Origin of the sequence: Providencia sp. PROV033 (assembly GCF_028484855.1) — a bacterium.
GTDB lineage: Bacteria > Pseudomonadota > Gammaproteobacteria > Enterobacterales > Enterobacteriaceae > Providencia > Providencia alcalifaciens.
This window is the reverse complement of sequence record NZ_JAMPSW010000080.1, coordinates 1-17477: the sequence shown is the minus strand read 5'-3', so window position 1 is coordinate 17477 and position 17477 is coordinate 1. Positions and strand designations below refer to the sequence as shown.

At 43.3% G+C, this 17477-nt stretch carries 14 protein-coding genes; 8 read left to right on the top strand and 6 right to left on the bottom strand.

The window, feature by feature from the left end:
• Positions 1-257: 257 nt before the first annotated feature.
• Positions 258-1586, bottom strand: coding sequence for a DUF3748 domain-containing protein (locus PSF16_RS13150; protein WP_179897301.1), 1329 nt, complete (start codon positions 1584-1586; stop codon positions 258-260).
• Between the two features lie 123 nt (positions 1587-1709).
• On the opposite strand from PSF16_RS13150, the gene PSF16_RS13145 reads away from it, so the two are divergent.
• A complete protein-coding gene (locus tag PSF16_RS13145; RefSeq protein ID WP_006659595.1) occupies positions 1710-2324 on the top strand; it encodes a trimeric intracellular cation channel family protein in 615 nt (204 codons plus the stop codon).
• 35 nt (positions 2325-2359) lie between these two features.
• Here PSF16_RS13145 and ligB read toward each other — a convergent pair whose 3' ends face one another.
• Positions 2360-4054, bottom strand: coding sequence for an NAD-dependent DNA ligase LigB (gene ligB / locus PSF16_RS13140; protein WP_272689400.1), 1695 nt, complete (start codon positions 4052-4054; stop codon positions 2360-2362).
• Positions 4055-4371: 317 nt separating this feature from the next.
• Between ligB and gmk the strand changes: the two genes are divergently transcribed.
• Genes gmk through recG form a run of 5 tightly spaced genes read left to right on the top strand, consistent with a single transcriptional unit; the run spans position 4372 to position 10306 of the window.
• Complete coding sequence (gene gmk, locus PSF16_RS13135) at positions 4372-4995, top strand: guanylate kinase (RefSeq protein ID WP_006659597.1); 624 nt, start codon at positions 4372-4374, stop codon at positions 4993-4995.
• 56 nt (positions 4996-5051) lie between these two features.
• Positions 5052-5321, top strand: a complete 270-nt coding sequence (rpoZ, locus tag PSF16_RS13130; protein ID WP_272689399.1) for a DNA-directed RNA polymerase subunit omega — start codon at positions 5052-5054, stop codon at positions 5319-5321.
• A 19-nt stretch (positions 5322-5340) separates the two neighbouring features.
• Positions 5341-7470, top strand: a complete 2130-nt coding sequence (spoT, locus tag PSF16_RS13125) for a bifunctional GTP diphosphokinase/guanosine-3',5'-bis pyrophosphate 3'-pyrophosphohydrolase (RefSeq protein ID WP_006663061.1) — start codon at positions 5341-5343, stop codon at positions 7468-7470.
• Positions 7471-7501: 31 nt separating this feature from the next.
• The gene (trmH, locus tag PSF16_RS13120) at positions 7502-8215 is read left to right on the top strand and encodes a tRNA (guanosine(18)-2'-O)-methyltransferase TrmH (RefSeq protein WP_006663062.1); all 714 of its coding nucleotides are present in this window, start codon (positions 7502-7504) and stop codon (positions 8213-8215) included.
• Between the two features lie 9 nt (positions 8216-8224).
• On the top strand, positions 8225-10306 hold the full coding sequence (gene recG / locus PSF16_RS13115) for an ATP-dependent DNA helicase RecG (RefSeq protein WP_036966490.1): 2082 nt from the start codon (positions 8225-8227) through the stop codon (positions 10304-10306).
• Positions 10307-10443: 137 nt separating this feature from the next.
• On the opposite strand, the gene gltS is transcribed toward recG, so the two are convergent.
• A complete protein-coding gene (gene gltS, locus PSF16_RS13110) occupies positions 10444-11658 on the bottom strand; it encodes a sodium/glutamate symporter (RefSeq protein WP_272689398.1) in 1215 nt (404 codons plus the stop codon).
• Between the two features lie 233 nt (positions 11659-11891).
• On the opposite strand from gltS, the gene PSF16_RS13105 reads away from it, so the two are divergent.
• Together PSF16_RS13105 and PSF16_RS13100 are read left to right on the top strand one after the other, a co-directional pair.
• Complete coding sequence (locus PSF16_RS13105; protein WP_036977868.1) at positions 11892-13280, top strand: uracil-xanthine permease family protein; 1389 nt, start codon at positions 11892-11894, stop codon at positions 13278-13280.
• 125 nt (positions 13281-13405) lie between these two features.
• Positions 13406-15181, top strand: coding sequence for an AsmA family protein (locus PSF16_RS13100; protein ID WP_272689397.1), 1776 nt, complete (start codon positions 13406-13408; stop codon positions 15179-15181).
• Between the two features lie 73 nt (positions 15182-15254).
• Here PSF16_RS13100 and fabY read toward each other — a convergent pair whose 3' ends face one another.
• Genes fabY through yihX form a run of 3 tightly spaced genes read right to left on the bottom strand, consistent with a single transcriptional unit; the run spans position 15255 to position 17314 of the window.
• Entirely contained in the window at positions 15255-16178 is a 924-nt protein-coding gene (gene fabY / locus PSF16_RS13095; RefSeq protein ID WP_006663066.1) for a fatty acid biosynthesis protein FabY, read from the bottom strand.
• Between the two features lie 26 nt (positions 16179-16204).
• Complete coding sequence (dtd, locus tag PSF16_RS13090; RefSeq protein ID WP_272689396.1) at positions 16205-16642, bottom strand: D-aminoacyl-tRNA deacylase; 438 nt, start codon at positions 16640-16642, stop codon at positions 16205-16207.
• A gap of 57 nt (positions 16643-16699) precedes the next feature.
• Positions 16700-17314 carry a glucose-1-phosphatase gene (gene yihX, locus PSF16_RS13085; protein ID WP_006659607.1) on the bottom strand — a complete coding sequence of 205 codons (615 nt, stop codon included), beginning with the start codon at positions 17312-17314 and terminating at the stop codon, positions 16700-16702.
• Between the last annotated feature and the right edge of the window lie 163 nt (positions 17315-17477).

The window sequence follows — 17477 nt, the reverse complement described above, 5'->3', positions numbered from 1 at the left end:
TCCAATTAGGAATATAATATTTCTGTTTCATTAATAATGTTGTTTTAATTTGGCTTAATATTTTATTCTTTCATTGAACGATTTATCATCTCCTTTAATCTATTCTATTTAATACCGCGATGATTAGTTTTAACCAATACTTTTCATTTCATATCGCACATTTCATTTAATGAAAGTTTTTGCCTTTTATTTTGCTGAAGAATAAAAAGATGAATCATTATCTCTTTATTCTTCATGAGTGTTAATTCAGAGTAAAATTAATTCGCCAACCCAGTCTCAACAATATAAATCTGTCTAAACCCATCAACATCACGCATAAATGCTACAAATTTATCATTTGGAGAAAACACAACCGCATCTGCAACTGGTGCGGCGTCTGTTCTTTGCGTCAACCTTTCGATGCTGCCCGTCGCCACATGGCAACGCACAATGCTGTTATCATGAACAAAACAGAGATACTCACCTGTATTATTCCAACTAAACGCAGACTGAATTGGGGAGTTTTCAAAGGTCACTTGAGTCAATACTCCGGTTGCGGTTCCCACGGTCCATAATTGTACAATACCTTGATTATCATGCATTAAGCAGGCAATTAACTCTCCATTTGGTGATGAGCGTAGCCAATGTCTTGGCTGTTTCGCTAAACCCGGAAATTTTCTCTGATGTGTATAGGTTAAGCGCTTTTGTTGGACACCTTTAGGTGGTGCAGGCATGGAATTTCTAGTGCCTTGCAGGGGATCATGACTTGGGATTTTGAATTTCTCTGGGTCTTCAGGTAAATCAACCAGATAGATTTCTGGAACAACCTCACCATTATGATGATGCGTATCCCCAATAAATGCTAAGGCTCGCCGTTGCCATTGACCTTCTTGATTCCTATACCCACATTGACCAATCCACCCTTCCTCATAGGCCCGACCAATTTCGTCACTATTTGGAGTGGGAGTCAGAGTCGTTTTTGTTACAACACAGCAAAAGAAATCACCACCGTACTCTCTCGTGTGCCCAATAGGCTCGACAGTCACTGCACCAATTGGTATCGCCACCGCCACATTACGTTGATCTAATTTAGGATCGAGTTCATGCATAACATGGTCGTTGTAGGTAAAACTGAGCCACTTTCCGTCTGGACTAAAAACATGTACATGAGTCCCTCCCCTTAACGCTCCTGCAATATAGGGTGGAGTAATACACATCGCATCGATGGGATGTGCATTTCCAAGCTGATTATCGTAGACATAGACACCTCGGCGGTGATGAAAATCATACTGCCAAGACTCATCTGGATGTTCAGGTCCTTGAATAAACGCATAACGAGGAGGATTTTCAGCACTCACTGTCACCACTCCGACGTGGGATCCGTGCTGGCTACGATAGATTTCGACTTTTTGCTGCGTCGTGACATGAATTTTTTCTATAGTTTGCCCAGTAAATGAACTGCCGCTTGGTCGGACATCATAAGCAAGCCATTCGCTATCTGGTGTCCAAACATTAATATTTGTAAGCTGATGACTACGCGCTTCATCGGTAATACGCTTTTCTTTATAAGGCATTTTACTGTTCAATCTGTTATCCTTTGACATCATTTAATACAGGCTATCGGATTACTTTAACTAATCAATTCTTAATGAGAGCAAAAAATCTCAGTCGAGAAGTTACACAAGTAATATTACCCTTAAACAATCACTATAGTATTGAATAAAACCATCATGTTATTAAGTGTTCTTTATATTATTGGTATTACTGCCGAAGCCATGACTGGCGCTTTAGCTGCTGGACGTCGTAAAATGGACGTCTTTGGCGTGATCATTATCGCATCTGCGACCGCTATCGGTGGCGGATCTGTTCGTGATATTTTGCTCGGACATTACCCTCTCGGTTGGGTTGCTCATCCTGAGTACATTATGACCGTGGCTGGTGCCGCCGTTGTTACGATCTGGATAGCCCCAATGATGAAACACCTTCGTCGACTCTTTTTAATACTCGATGCAATTGGCTTAATTGTTTTCTCAATTTTAGGTGCCCAAATTGCTCTCGATATGAATTATAGCCCTATCATTGCCGCTATTGCTGCGGTGGTAACTGGCGTATTCGGCGGCGTTCTTCGCGATATGCTATGCAATACCATCCCCCTAGTCTTCCAAAAAGAAGTTTATGCGGGTGTTTCTTTTGCCGCTGCATGGCTATACATTGGTTTGCTGTATACCCCGCTACCTAAAGATATCGTGGTGATTATCACTTTAGTCGCTGGTTTAAGCGCTCGGTTACTTGCCATCCGCTATCGCTTGGGGTTACCAATTTTCAATTACGAAAGCCAAGATTAATGCCCTCATTTTCTATCAGCCATTAGCGTTAACAACTAATGGCTGATGCCTAAATTCTGCAAAGTTTGTAATGCCTGTTTAATTTCGGGTGCTGCCAGCCACTGTTGTAGTGCTTGCTTCCTCGTCTCAGATACCGCCATCTTTTCTATCTGTTCTGGTTTATTCAATGTCGTAATTGCCGCTATTTTTTCTAATTGTTCAGCCTTTAGCGGAATACCCAATCCTTTCAACCAATTTGCCATTAGTTGATGTTGTGCTTGCTGAAGTTGTTCAAGAGCATTAGCGGTTTGTTGAGTTTTAGGTAATCTATTTTGCCAATCAGGAGATAACCATCCGAGTAACTCCGACAGCCCATATTTTTCTACCCACACCATCCATGTTTTTTCACCGACACCACGAATATTAAGTTGCTTACCCAACCAAGTGAGCCGAGCAACAAACTGAGAGGCACAATCTGTCGAATAAGATAAACAACTCAATGCATGAAAGTTTTCCAATGGTAATGTATTAAGGTATTGTCGCGGTTCCTGTCTCCATATGACTTTTTCCATTAATGGAGCACCGTGCCCAGATAGCGTCAGCTGAATTTTATCTCCCACTAACACATCTTTTTGTTTCCACGAATTGAGTGAACCTAAGCGTATTTTACTGACTTTTTTATCATCTATCCTGACTGGTTCAATGTTTGCAATGACATTCACTACTCCCGACCTTCCTACCCGAAAAGTTAAATCCACAACATCTGAAACAACACTTTTTAGTGGGTATTTCCAGGCAATACTCCAACTGTTTTGGTTTGCTCGCCAAGCTGATGATGACGGTGTCGGAAAACTTTTTAGAACAACACCGTCCGTCGCGAATGGCATTGAGATTGAATAGTAGTGATCACGCCACTGCGCGATAGATTGGCTCTCTACTATGGGGTGGCTATACCGTTGCGCCAAATCGAATCCTAGCATTGCTAGCTCACTAAGTTGCTGACTCATAGGCGTCGAGTTATCAGGCCAAGACCAAATAAACACACCAATATCATCCGTTACTTGTGCAGGCATATCTTTACGCATCAACCAACCCGCAACTTTACTCCTCGCATTTTGTCCCCCATCTATTTTTTGTACATGTTCATTAAGCTTCCAGAATAACTCTCCTTGTAAAACAATAGATTGCTTTATTGAAATTGTTTTTGGGATCCCCTGAATAAAATCCGCTTTTTCTCGCCAATTAAGTCCTTTGCTACCGTCACCTCGACTGATCATTGACACTAAGCGCCCATTCTCATAGTGCAAAGTCACCGCCACACCATCTACTTTGGGTTGCAACCATACTTCATGACGTGACTCTAGCCAGGGGGCTATTTCCTTAAATTTCAATTTTTTCAACCCAGTATGAGGAATGGGGTGCTTCACTAATCGTTCCGTCTTAGGCTGTACTGGTTGTGGCAATCTATCAGGCAAATTTAGACAGCGCTGTCCACGTCGCCACTGAGCCAGAATCTGGTCATAAACTTCATCACTAACCTCACTTACTCCCTCTATTTGATATTGCCGATCCCACTCTTGTAGCTGCTCCCCTAGCCGTAATTGTTCCGCTCCCATTAATTTATCATCTAATGTGTGACATATTTTCTGGGAATCAACGAACTCTGTACCATAAGCTATTGATACTGCGTATTGAAGTAATAGGCAAAACCAACCAAATTTCCAGAACTTCCTGACTGAAAAATAGTACATAATATCCCTATCATATTTGTGTTAAATAAATTGCACTAAACTGCATAGCGCTGCGTTGCTATCGTATTCTGAGTGATTAAATCAAGGGACACAGTAAGTCATGCCGTTAATTGCATAACGTTTCGCAAAACAAATGGTATTTTCATTAAGTTAAATTTATTTTCTGGAAGGCGTTCACAGTTTTTCAATTACCAAAATTTTTTTATTCATAATTCATGGTTAATTGATATCGCTGCATGTTGTCTTAAGTACGTGTATACTATGTAGGGTTTATCGCTATCTTTTATGTCTAACCCTCAAATATTCAAGAAATCATCATGATACAAGGCACGTTATATATTCTCTCTGCGCCTAGCGGTGCAGGTAAGTCCAGTCTTATCCAAGCATTATTGAAGACACAACCGTTGTATGACACGCAAGTTTCTGTTTCTCATACAACTCGAGCTGCACGTCCAGGTGAAGTTCATGGGGAACATTACTTCTTTGTTTCTGAAACCGAGTTTCTCCAGATGGTTGATAATAATGACTTTTTAGAGCATGCCTGTGTTTTCGGTAACTATTATGGCACCTCAAAACCTATTATTGAGGAAGTCCTAAATAGCGGAGTGGATGTATTTCTTGATATCGACTGGCAAGGTGCTCAGCAAATTCGTACGAAAATGCCTGAAGCACGGAGTATTTTTATACTACCTCCTTCAAAAGATGAGCTCTATCGTCGTCTTCGTGGTCGTGGGCAAGATAGTGATGAAGTCATTGAAAAGCGCATGTCGCAAGCTGTTGGTGAAATCGAGCACTACAATGAATACGATTACGTTATCGTAAACGACGATTTCAACACTGCACTGAGCGATTTACAGTCAATCATGCGTGCGGAGCGTTTGAAATTAAGCCGCCAAGTCCAGCGACATGGTGCTTTAATCAGCAAATTACTAGCAGACTGAGAATAGTTTCAGTATCATATCAGGTCATTTTTTTATTTCTTTGGAGTAGCACACTTATGGCACGCGTAACTGTTCAAGACGCAGTAGAAAAAATTGGTAACCGTTTTGACCTCGTACTGGTCGCAGCACGTAGAGCTCGTCAGTTACAAACTGGTGGTAAAGATCCTTTAGTTCCAGAAGAAAACGATAAGCATACTGTTATCGCGCTACGTGAAGTAGAAGAAGGTTTAATTAACGGTCACATTTTGGATGTGCGTGAACGCCAGGAACAGCAAGAAGCCGCTGAAATGCAGGCAGTTTCTGCGATCGCTGAAGGTCGTCGCTAATTACTAAGGTGGGTCTGCCTTGTATCTGTTTGAAAGCCTAAATCTCATAATTCAGCAATATCTCCCTAAGGAGCAAGTTGAGTTACTGAAAAAAGCCTATGTTGTCGCACGGGATGCCCATGAAGGACAAACCCGTTCCAGTGGTGAGCCTTATATTACTCACCCTGTTGCCGTTGCTTGTATTCTGGCTGAAATGCGTTTGGATCATGAAACACTGATGGCTGCGCTACTTCATGATGTGATTGAAGACACTCCAGCGACATTTCAAGACATCGAGCAATTGTTTGGAACCACCGTTGCAGGGCTTGTTGAAGGCGTTTCCAAACTGGATAAGCTGAATTTCCGCGACAAGAAAGAAGCTCAAGCAGAAAACTTCCGCAAAATGATCATGGCAATGGTTAAAGATATCCGTGTCATTTTGATCAAACTGGCAGACCGCACTCACAATATGCGCACGCTTGGGTCACTTAGACCCGATAAGCGTCGCCGCATAGCGCGTGAAACGCTGGAAATATACAGTCCCCTCGCGCACCGTTTAGGTATCCACCATATTAAAACTGAGCTTGAAGAGCTAGGTTTTGAAGCGCTTTATCCAAACCGTTATCGAGTTATCAAGGAAGTGGTGAAATCCGCCCGAGGTAACCGCAAAGAAATGATCCAAAAAATCCTTTCGGAAATTGACGGTCGATTAACTGAAGCAGGTATACCTTGTACCGTCAGCGGTCGAGAAAAACATCTGTATTCTATTTATCGAAAAATGCATCAAAAAGAGCAGCGATTCCATTCGATTATGGATATCTATGCCTTTCGCGTCATCGTTGAAGACGTTGATACCTGTTACCGTGTTTTAGGTCAAATGCACAGTCTCTATAAACCTCGTCCGGGGCGTATTAAAGACTATATTGCCATTCCTAAAGCTAACGGTTACCAATCCCTACATACATCCTTAATCGGGCCTCACGGGGTTCCTGTTGAAGTACAAATTCGTACTGAAGACATGGATCAAATGGCAGAAATGGGTGTTGCTGCTCATTGGGCATACAAAGCACAAGGGGAGCAGGGAACCACAGCACAGGTAAAAGCACAGCGCTGGATGCAAAGCTTACTCGAACTCCAACAGAGTGCGGGGAGCTCATTTGAATTTATTGAAAGTGTAAAATCAGACCTGTTTCCTGACGAAATTTACGTTTTCACTCCTGAAGGTCGTATTGTCGAATTACCGACAGGCGCAACCCCTGTTGACTTTGCTTACGCTGTTCACACTGACATCGGTCATGCCTGCGTCGGTGCACGTGTTGATCGCCAACCTTACCCGCTTTCCCAACCACTCTCGAGTGGTCAAACAGTTGAAATTATTACTGCTCCGGGAGCTCGACCAAACGCTGCATGGTTAAACTTTGTCGTGAGCTCCAAAGCTCGTGCGAAAATCCGCCAACTGCTGAAAAATTTAAAACGCGAAGACTCTGTCAATTTAGGTCGTCGTCTACTCAATCATGCGTTAGGTGCAGGAACAAAAATCACCGATATTCCACGTGAAAGCATCGATGCTGAATTAGCACGCATGAAGCTGCACTCTGTTGATGACTTGCTCGCTGAGATTGGTTTAGGTAATGCCATGAGTGTTGTGGTTGCACGCAACTTACAAAATAACCCTCAAAGTGCTCAACCAAATGCAGTTGAAGAGCCTGTTATTACAGAAAACCGTCATAAACTGTCTATCAAAGGTGCTGATGGTGTCTTGATCACCTTCGCAAAATGCTGTCGCCCGATCCCTGGGGACCCTATTATTGCGCATATTAGCCCAGGTAAAGGTTTGGTTATTCACCATGAGTCTTGCCGTAATATTCGCGGTTACCAAAAAGAACCCGATAAATTTATGGCTGTCGAGTGGGATACCGAGACAGATACTGATTTTATCGCTGAAATTAAAGTCGATATGATAAACCATCAAGGTGCATTGGCTAACTTGACCGCAGCTATCAATGACGCGAATTCAAGTATTCAAAGCATGAATACCGAAGAAAAAGATGGTCGTGTTTACTGTGCCTTTATTCGCTTATCAATTAAAAACCGAATTCAATTGGCGAACGTCATGCGTAAAATTCGTATTATGCCTGATGTACTTCGTGTCAGTCGAAATCGTAATTAATTGATATAATTAAAAAATACCAAAACATACTATGAATGAACGCCGCTATCGCCGCATTTGCCAAATGATGGCGATGCGGCAGCCCGACCTAACTCTCTGCCTCGAAGAGATCCATAAACCCCATAATGTTTCTGCCATTGTGCGCAGTGCTGATGCCGTGGGGATCCACAATATTCATGCTGTTTGGCCAGACCAACACGTTAAACTTTCCGTGTCTTCCGCTGCGGGAAGCAATAGCTGGGTAAAGGTCATCCCCCATCAATCCACTGAAAACGCAATTTCTCAAATAAAATCCCAAGGAATGCAGATTCTAGTCACTAACCTATCGGATAGTGCCGTTGATTTTCGCGAAATTGATTATACCCAACCAACCTGTATTATGGTGGGACAGGAAAAAACGGGGATCTCCGACAAAGCATTAGCCCTTGCAGATCAGCATATTATCATTCCTATGGTTGGAATGGTTCAGTCACTCAATGTCTCCGTCGCCTCTGCACTTATTTTGTATGAAGCCCAGCGCCAGCGCCAATTGGCAGGCATGTATGATCGCGAAAATAGTCTATTATCTGAGCAGGAACAACAAGAGTGGCTGTTTGAGGGGGGATATCCCGTACTCGCCGAAGTCGCAAAACGCAAAGGCCTTCCTCGCCCATATATTAACCAACAGGGTCAAATAGAAGCCGATGATATTTGGTGGGCACACATGCAGCTTTCTGAAAAAATGAAGAGAAAACAACTCAGCTAAGGAATCGACATGAACCGTGGTCTACTTAATACCATTTCACTGACTTCACTGCATGGCATTGGTGCCAGCCAGTCAGAAAAAATGCGTAAAATAGGTTTGAACACCGTTCAGGACCTGCTTCTACATTTTCCACTTCGTTATGAAGATCATACGCGTTTATACCACATTAAAGACCTCATGCCCGGCACCACCGCCACTATCACTGGCGAAGTTCTGCAAACCAAAGTGGTATTTGGTCGCAAACGTATGATGACCTGCCTGATAAGCGACGGTACAGGCAATTTAACTCTGCGTTTTTTCAACTTTTCTGCTGCGATGAAAAATAGCTTAGCAGAAGGTCGCCAAGTTACCGCTTATGGCGAAGTACGGCGCGGTAATACTGGACCTGAAATTATTCACCCTGAATATAAAGTGTCCCAAGAAGCGGATAATGTCACCCTTCAAGAAAACTTAACACCGGTTTACCCGACAACTGAAGGCGTTCGCCAAGCCACACTGCGCAAAGTGATGGATCAAGCGATTGCCATGTTAGACAGCAGTAACATTCAGGAACTCCTTCCTGAAGAATTTAGCCGTAGCTTAATTAGTTTACCTGACGCAATTCGGCTACTGCACAACCCGCCGCCCGATGTCTCATTAGACGAGTTGGAAAAAGGTCATCATCCCGCTCAAAAGCGCTTGATCCTAGAAGAACTACTTGCTCACCATTTAAGCATGCTTGCGATTCGAGCAGGTAATGAACGGCTCTATGCTGAGCCATTGATTTCCACTGGAAAATTGAAAACACCGCTACTGGCAAATTTACCCTTTTCTCCAACCAATGCTCAAAAACGCGTTGTCGCGGAAATCGAAGCTGATTTACACAAAAATGCGCCGATGATGCGTTTGATCCAAGGCGATGTCGGTTCAGGAAAAACCTTGGTCGCTGCCTTAGCCGCAATTTGCGCCATTGAAAATGGCAAACAAGTGGCATTAATGGCACCGACTGAAATCCTCGCAGAGCAGCATGCGAGCACATTTAAACAATGGTTCGAGCCTTTAGGGATTAAAGTTGGCTGGTTGGCTGGAAAACAGAAAGGTAAAGCCCGCCAGCAGCAGCAAGATGCTATTGCTAATGGCGAAGTTTCTATGGTGATTGGTACCCATGCAATCTTTCAAGAACACGTTAGCTTTCATTCATTAGGGTTAGTCATCATCGATGAGCAACATCGCTTTGGCGTTCACCAGCGGCTCGCGTTGCGTGAGAAAGGTGAACAACAAGGTTTCCATCCTCATCAATTAATTATGACCGCCACGCCAATCCCACGCACGCTAGCGATGACCGCGTATGCTGACCTAGATACATCAGTGATTGACGAACTTCCTCCGGGAAGAACACCAGTCACCACCGTCGCAATTCCTGATTCGCGACGTAGCGACATTGTCGAACGTGTTCGCCAAGCTTGTTTAGAGGAAGGACGACAAGCTTACTGGGTATGTACATTAATTGATGATTCTGAGGTACTTGAAGCCCAAGCAGCTCAAGCTACAAGTGAAGAACTCGCACTTGCATTACCTGAACTCAAAGTAGGTCTGGTACACGGTAGAATGAAGCCTACCGAAAAGCAGAGCATCATGGCGGCTTTTAAAAATAACGAAATTCAGTTGTTAGTTGCTACCACCGTAATCGAAGTCGGTGTCGATGTTCCTAATGCGAGTTTAATGATTATTGATAACCCAGAACGACTTGGGCTAGCGCAGTTGCACCAGTTACGAGGGCGAGTTGGTCGTGGTTCCGTTGCATCGCACTGTGTACTGCTTTATAAAACGCCACTCACCCATACTGCTAAGCAGCGCTTGCAGGTTTTACGTGACAGCAACGATGGCTTTGTGATTGCTCAAAAAGATTTGGAGATCCGCGGACCAGGAGAGCTATTAGGCACAAGACAGACGGGAAATGCTGACTTTAAAGTCGCTGATTTATTGCGCGATCAGTATATGTTGCCGGAAGTGCAACGTCTCGCACGCCACATACAACAAAACTACCCTGAACATGCTCAGAAGATTATTGAGCGCTGGCTTCCCGAACGCGAGCAATACAGTCACGCTTAAGCTCTTTTTATCTCACCGACTTTTTTCGCCCACCTAAAATGAAAATTGCCGTGAACACATCCATGTCCACGGCAATACCTGCTTTATTTATACATTTAGTTATATATGTTTGTATTTACTTAAATACTTATTGCGTGTTAACCGCCAATTGTTGGAAAAACGGGTAACCACAAGTAGAACTTGATGACTAACGCATTCACAATATCGATAAAGAATGCACCAACCATTGGTACGACTAAGAATGCTAAGTGAGATGGACCAAATTTATCCGTCACGGCTTGCATGTTAGCGATAGCCGTTGGTGTTGCCCCTAAACCGAAGCCACAATGACCTGCAGCCAAAATCGCAGCATCATAGTTTTTGCCCATGACTCGGAAGGTAACAAAAATCGCATAACACGCCATTACACAAGCTTGAACGCCGAGAATAACTAACATTGGGATCGCCAAAGATGCCAGTTCCCACAGTTTTAAACTCATGAGAGCCATCGCTAAGAATAAGGATAGGCTAACGTTACCCATGACAGACACTGCGCGGTCAAATACTCGATAAAAACCAAGTAAAGACAAGCTGTTACTTAAAATAACCCCGACAAACAAGACACATACAAATTTCGGCAGTGCAAATGCCGTACCTGCTAGTAACCCTGCAATCCAGCTTCCGGCTAATAAACAGATAGCAATCAACGCAATAGTTTCAATCAGCACCATTGAGTTAATCATACGGTTGGATTGTGGTTTTTCAAATGCGGTAGGAACATCTTTGTCCTCATCCGCAGTACCCGGTGTTGGGATATTACGAATTAAGAAACGTGCAACAGGACCACCAATGAGTCCACCAAGTACTAAACCAAAAGTTGCACAGGCCATCGCAACTTCAGTTGCACTCCTGAAGCCGTAATCTTCCGTAAAGATTTTACCCCATGCAGCACCAGTACCATGACCACCCGATAAAGTGATTGAACCAGCTAATAGTCCCATCAGAGGGTCTAGACCTAATAATTTCGCGAGTGCGATACCGACTGTATTTTGAACCAGTAATAAACCGACGACGACAAAAATGAAGATTAACAATGCCTTACCACCAGCTTTTAAGCTAGCTAAGTTGGCATTCAAACCAATGGTTGCAAAGAATGCAAGCATCATCGGTTCTTGCAGTGATAAGTCGAAAGAAAGGCTCCAGTCAAAAACTTGCTTAACCACTAACAGGCTAAAAGCAACTAATAATCCCCCAGCTACGGGTTCAGGGATGGTGTACTTTTCAAGAAATGAAACCGATTTTACCAGTTTACGTCCGAGTAATAGCACTAGCGTGGCTGCGACCAGTGTGCCGTAGACATCGAGATGATACATTTACGTACCTCGTCTGTTGTTAATATTATTTAAAACTAATTAGACGTTATTTTTTTCCTTAAAACGCCAAAAGCAGGTGCAGGGATTAGAAAAAAAAATCGCGATAAATACAAGTTAAAACATATAAAAATGTGACGCTCTTAATTTAAAACCCAACTTAATTTTTTTGCGCAAACGATTGCTTTTTGTATTATTCTCTTTAAAATGCGCTTTTTGCTAGTGGAACTGGAACAATGAACGCAACGGCATCTGAAGAACAAAATGTTGAAAAAACAGTACAAAATCAAAGTGAACTGATCTACCGCCTTGAAGATAGACCTCCGCTTCCTCAGGCTCTGTTTGCTGCTGGGCAACATCTATTAGCGATGTTTGTCGCCGTTATCACCCCTGCAATGTTGATTTGCCAAGCACTTGGGCTACCCGCTCACGATACCCAGCGCATTATTAGCATGTCATTGTTTGCTTCAGGAATTGCTTCATTAATTCAAATCCGTGCTTGGGGCCCTATCGGCTCTGGGTTACTGTCAATTCAAGGCACCAGTTTCAACTTTGTTGCACCATTGATTATGGGTGGTGTTGCACTTAAGCAAGGCGGAGCCGATATTCCGTCAATGATGGCTGCATTATTCGGCACTTTAATGGTCGCAGCGCTGACTGAAGTCATCTTATCTCGCTTTTTACATTTGGCTCGCCGAGTTATCACACCACTGGTTTCAGGTGTTGTCGTGATGATTATTGGTTTATCGTTAATCCAAGTCGGCTTAACCTCTATCGGTGGTGGTTACAGCGCGCTGAGTGATAATACTTTCGGCTCCCCTGATAACCTGATTCTAGCCGGTATTGTTTTAGCCGTGATTATTTTGCTAACTCGTCAGAAAAATCCGTACCTACGTGTTGCTTCTTTAGTGATTGCGATGGCGGTAGGCTATCTTGCTGCATGGTGGATGGATATGCTGCCAACAGCACAAGCCAGTGATGCCAAGCAATCCCTGATAACGATTCCTGAACCTTTCTATTATGGTCTCTCTTTTGATTGGAACTTGCTGATCCCATTGATCTTGATTTTTATGGTGACCTCTTTAGAAACCATTGGTGATATCACGGCGACCTCTGATGTCTCAGAACAACCAGTGCGTGGTCCGCTGTATATGAAACGCATTAAAGGTGGAGTTTTGGCAAATGGTCTAAACTCCATGGTTTCTGCGGTATTCAATACCTTTCCTAACTCCTGCTTTGGGCAAAATAATGGTGTGATCCAATTAACTGGGGTGGCTAGCCGTTATGTTGGTTACTTAGTCGCGCTAATGTTAGTGCTGCTGGGTCTATTTCCAGCAGTGGCAGGTTTTGTGCAACAAATTCCTGAGCCTGTTCTAGGTGGGGCTACAATTGTTATGTTCGGTACCATTGCGGCATCGGGTGTACGCATTGTTTCACGTGAGCCGCTTAATCGTCGCGCCATTATGATCATTGCGTTGTCGCTTGCCGTCGGCATGGGTGTTTCCCAGCAACCTTTAATTCTACAATTCGCACCTGATTGGCTGAAAACCCTGTTTTCATCCGGTATTGCTGCCGGTGGCTTAACTGCGATTGTACTGAACCTGATTTTCCCTCACGAAAAATAATCTCCCATACTGCCGCAAATGTTGAACACGTCGGCGGTTCTTCTGTATGCTATCCTTCAGTTGCCGATATATTAAACATATCGGCGATTTCTATTTCTATCTGATTGATAAGGGAGCAGACAAACGTGAAAGGGTTATTGAAGTTTATCGGTTATATTTTTCTGCTTCTTTTCATTGTGTTGCTCGCTGGCTATATTGCCTTACAAACCCGCTGGGGTGCCAGTTATGCAAGCCAGTTCCTGAGTAAATTTACACCTTATGATATTAAGGTCGGCATCATGGGGCACCAGTTCTCTGAGCCGGGTAAATTTATTTTCCAAGACATTACCATTGTATCTAACAATAAAGACCTTGATCTTGATGCTCGGCAGATTGTTGTAGATATTAATTGGCGTCATCTTTTTAGTGGTGAAGCCATCCAACGTTTAACGATGACTCAAGGCAACTTATCTGTAAATTTTACCGATAAAACAACGCCACTACCGCTTTCAGCAAAAGTCCTGCAATTTGAAAATAGCCAAATCCAATTAACCCAAGGGACCAATACATTACAAGTCGCGGGTTTTACAGGTGGAATCACGCCATGGAAACCAACCGTTAAAAACCCGTTTGGTTATGGTGATTTTCGTTTTACTACCAACCAAATGATGGTTAATTCACTCCCCTTTAGAAATGTGGCAATAACTGGGAAATTACAGGAAAAAGTGACAGACTTTAGCCAAGTCAGTGGCTATCTCAATAATGGCGCGATAGCGGGCAAAGGCAAATGGTTTTCCGACGGTTCAATCACGATAGATAGCCTTTCGATGAATAAAGTTGGCTGGCAAAATGACCTCACATTTGATGCTTTATTTGATGCCATAAATAGCCATCGAACAGTACAAATTAACCAGCTACAGCTCACCAATGTGGATATTCAGGGACGTGACTGGGCGCTTTCTGGATTGAGCAGCGAAATTGATCAAATTAGCCTTGTCAGAGGCAGTTGGAGCAGCCCCAAAAGCCATATTAATTTCAATGTCGAGCAATTGGTTATTCAGGACCAACAGGTTGATACGCTCATCGGTGAGCTGAGCATTGACGGTGATAACCTCAATATTGATAAGCTCTCAGGCTACTACAATAAAGGCATTTTTAATCTAAGTGCGATTTGGCAACGTAATGATAAATCACTGACCATCACTGAGGGAACACTCGCTGGGGTTCTGTATACTTTGCCAGATAATTGGCTCTCGTTCTTTGCTCAACCCGCGCCAGCGTGGTTATCCACATTCGCCATTGATAACTTCACCATCACGCAATCTTTGCTAATGAATATTCAACCCGAGTTTCCTTTTGAGTTTACGGCGCTCAGTGGCAATATTCGTTATGTTGACCTCATCAAGCAAAAACAGTGGGGAATTTGGCGGGGGCAAGCGACATTCAATGCTGATGCAGGTACCATCAATCAAGTGATGATCCGCCGTCCTCTTTTAGAAATAGCAGGAAGTAATGGGCGTACCGCCGCCAGCCTCAGTGGAAGCATTGACCGTGGTATCGCAAAAATCGGTTTACTGGCACAGCAAGAGCCGAATAAAGTACTTTTTGAATTACGTGCATCAGGCACCAACATTGATTTAGGTAATTTGAATCAATGGGGCTGGTCAGGCTTTTCACCGCAGATGTGGGGGGATTTTGAGGCCTCATTACAAGGGGATTTACTCGCATCGCCCCTTGCATCGAGCTTAAATGGAAAATTAACCGCGGTCCCCCTTCAGGGAAGCCGTATTGTCCGTACTATCGTTGATGGGTATGTCACCTCTAGCATGGCTTCCCAAGAGCCATCCACAGAGTCTCAAGCTACCCCAGCGGCTAACACCTATCCTGTTGATGGACACGTGCCGACTATTGTGACTCAGTAATCTCAATGAATAGATAATAAAAAAGCAGGTATATCCTATCAGATATCCTGCTTTTTATTTTTACATGGTTAAGTTAGGCGTTTTTATCTGTCTTCGATTCAGGTAATACCATGTATACACCACTAAACACTGCACCCACTTGGTTTTCTGCATTAGTAACATGCACTTCCAATTTGACTCGTGCTTTGCTACCTCGAGCTAAACGGTCAAGGTCGCCACTGAGATGAGAAAGATCCGCGACTGCCGTTGGGCGTCCGCTAACGGGTTTTGCATAGCGAATATTGGCATCCACCAGCACGATTTCTCCGCCTAGCTTATTTTCTTGTAATAATAACCAAATCATTCCCCAACCAGTTAATGTGGCAAGAGAAAACTGGCTACCTGCAAAAATGGTGTTATGAGGGTTTTGATTTCCGGCTTCCGGCATGGTCGTTACAAATCGCTTACCCGTATATTGCTCAATGCGCACGCCCATCTTTTCACTCAAGGGAATGTATTTGTGCCAAGCTTGCTGAAGTTCACCACACCAATCAGGGCGATGAAGAATTTGATCTAAGGTCTCAATTGGCTTAATCATTAAATAATGGCGAACTGGCGTTTTGAGCTCACCCATCGCTTCTCCGCGACTTTCAAAACCCATTTTTGCAAAGAACGGTACCGCCTCTTCTCGCACACTGGAAACAATGCGTTTGACGCCTTCACGCCTTGCAATGGTTTCAAGTGCCATGATAATGAGCTTGCCAAGACCTTTACCTTGCATAACGGGATTCACAGCAAGAAATCGGATAGCACCTTCGTTATCTGCATTAATATACAAGCGACCAATCGCTAAGATACGATTCTTTTCATCGACCACCATTTGGTGGTGAGCGGTTAGGTCATAACCGTCTTTTTCCGAGCCAAGGGGTTGTTTGAACGGCTCTCGCAGCATTGACCAACGAAATTGATAATATGCAGCGAATTCAAGTTCATCTTTCGGTGTCCGTAAATGGTACATCTCTCCCCCTCCCTTAAACGATTTTTCTACACTTGTAACCAGAAGGTGACTGGACCATCATTGGTCAAGTTCACTTGCATATCCGCAGCAAATTCACCGGTTTCAGTCGTGATACCTTGCGTACGACTTTGCTCAACAAAGTATTGATATAATTGGTCAGCTTTTGTGGGTTCCGCTCCACCAGAGAAACTCGGGCGCATTCCTTTATTCGTATCTGCTGCTAATGTAAATTGTGAAACTACGAGTAGACTTCCACCAGCTTGCTGAACATTGAGATTCATTTTGCCTTGTACGTCGCTAAAAATACGATATCCAAGAACTTTCTCGCAAAGGAGTTTTGCTTTCTGCTCGTCATCGTCTTTTTCAACACCCAGCAAAACTAAAAGACCGGGACCAATTTGTCCCACTGTTTTTTCATCAACAACTACACTCGCGTGAGTGACTCTTTGAATTAATGCAATCATGGGTACTCGATAAAAAAGAAGGAGTAACGTTATCGCTACTCCTTATTAAGAACGGGATTATTCGACTTCTGCACTAAAATCGTAAGTACGGAAATATTCAGGCACCGTATCTTTATTCAGAACATGGACACCTTTGATACCAAGCGCTTCTGCGGCTTTGACGTTTTCTTCAACATCATCAAAGAAAACGGCATCGGCGGCGTCAAATTCCTCAGATTCCAGAACATATTTGAAAATTTCTGGATCTGGTTTACGCATCCCTAAATCTTGGGATAAATACAGGAAGTCAGAGGAAGCTGCAATTTCTGGGTAGTGTTCTGGCCAATAATCCAAGTGTAGGCGGTTGGTGTTAGATAACACAACAACACGGTGACCTTGCTCACGCAGACGTTCCATAATATCAATGACTTCTGGTCTTAGTGAGATGAAAATTGAGTGCCAGCCTTCTGCAAAATCTTCAAAGCTTAGAGTGATACCCATCTCTTCACAAAGCAGTTCAGCAAATTCGATATCTGAAATTTTGCCACACTCATGGAGCTGGAAGATATTGCCAAAAGTGAATCGCTTTTTGATTTCTGAACTTGGGGTTCCGCTCAGTTCAGACCATTTATCAAATACACGATTGAAGTCGATATCAATAATCACATTACCCATATCGAAGATATACAGCATACATTGCCCTCTTAGTTATTCATTAAATTTACTTTAATCATTATTGGGGCAACTGAACAGCCCTAAATGGTGATTATTAGGGTTATTTTTCAATTTATCGATTAAGCAAATTGGATTACGTTGCTGCTTGTCAACGAATTTTATTCCGCAATATTACTGAGGC

Bases quoted from the DNA above. Each gene is read 5' to 3' on its own strand.
- PSF16_RS13150 (WP_179897301.1), bottom strand. From the start codon at position 1,586: ATGATGTCAAAGGATAACAGATTGAACAGTAAAATGCCTTATAAAGAA.
- PSF16_RS13145 (WP_006659595.1), top strand. From the start codon at position 1,710: ATGTTATTAAGTGTTCTTTATATTATTGGTATTACTGCCGAAGCCATG.
- ligB (WP_272689400.1), bottom strand. From the start codon at position 4,054: ATGTACTATTTTTCAGTCAGGAAGTTCTGGAAATTTGGTTGGTTTTGC.
- gmk (WP_006659597.1), top strand. From the start codon at position 4,372: ATGATACAAGGCACGTTATATATTCTCTCTGCGCCTAGCGGTGCAGGT.
- rpoZ (WP_272689399.1), top strand. From the start codon at position 5,052: ATGGCACGCGTAACTGTTCAAGACGCAGTAGAAAAAATTGGTAACCGT.
- trmH (WP_006663062.1), top strand. From the start codon at position 7,502: ATGAATGAACGCCGCTATCGCCGCATTTGCCAAATGATGGCGATGCGG.
- recG (WP_036966490.1), top strand. From the start codon at position 8,225: ATGAACCGTGGTCTACTTAATACCATTTCACTGACTTCACTGCATGGC.
- gltS (WP_272689398.1), bottom strand. From the start codon at position 11,658: ATGTATCATCTCGATGTCTACGGCACACTGGTCGCAGCCACGCTAGTG.
- PSF16_RS13105 (WP_036977868.1), top strand. From the start codon at position 11,892: ATGAACGCAACGGCATCTGAAGAACAAAATGTTGAAAAAACAGTACAA.
- fabY (WP_006663066.1), bottom strand. From the start codon at position 16,178: ATGTACCATTTACGGACACCGAAAGATGAACTTGAATTCGCTGCATAT.
- dtd (WP_272689396.1), bottom strand. From the start codon at position 16,642: ATGATTGCATTAATTCAAAGAGTCACTCACGCGAGTGTAGTTGTTGAT.
- yihX (WP_006659607.1), bottom strand. From the start codon at position 17,314: ATGCTGTATATCTTCGATATGGGTAATGTGATTATTGATATCGACTTC.